The sequence below is a fragment of the Rhodococcus sp. P4_F3_2 genome (assembly GCF_056401335.1).
Map to the genome: position 1 here is coordinate 1 of NZ_JBFUJN010000201.1, position 450 is coordinate 450.

Annotated in this window: 1 protein-coding gene; it reads right to left on the reverse strand. The window is 38.0% G+C overall.

All coding sequences use genetic code 11. From position 1 onward, the window contains the following. Positions 1 to 336: 336 nt before the first annotated feature. Complete coding sequence (locus AC1DWA_RS33405; protein WP_477917780.1) at positions 337 to 438, reverse strand: hypothetical protein; 102 nt, start codon at positions 436 to 438, stop codon at positions 337 to 339. Positions 439 to 450 lie beyond the last annotated feature (12 nt).

The window sequence follows — 450 nt, forward strand, 5'->3', positions numbered from 1 at the left end:
CTAATTCCTCAGTTTTTCCTCTTCTGGTTACTGAAATTATTTCTCCAAACCCAAGCCAAAACAGATTCGACGCTCTTCCAGCGTATCGTAAATTTAAGCCTATTAATTTACCTATTTGGGATCTAATTGCTTCTCTCATATTCTTCTCCTTTTAAACCATAAAGACTGCCACAGCAACCCACTCTCATCAACTTAAGCACACGTTAGTTGGTGAAAATATTAAAATGTTTAATCCTTTTCGCCAATAAACCACAATTCGCTTTCGTACACGTCTCCCTCATCAAAATTTTTCACAAGATAACCCCATATGGCCATATCGTCAGGCAGGATCAACTGCTATTCTCTTGATAAATCACGTTCTCTTGGGAGAGGAATCCATTGTTGTTCTTCATTATCTCGATCAAAGAAACCCTCATAATGACTGTCGCCTGAAAACACAATGATTTGAGA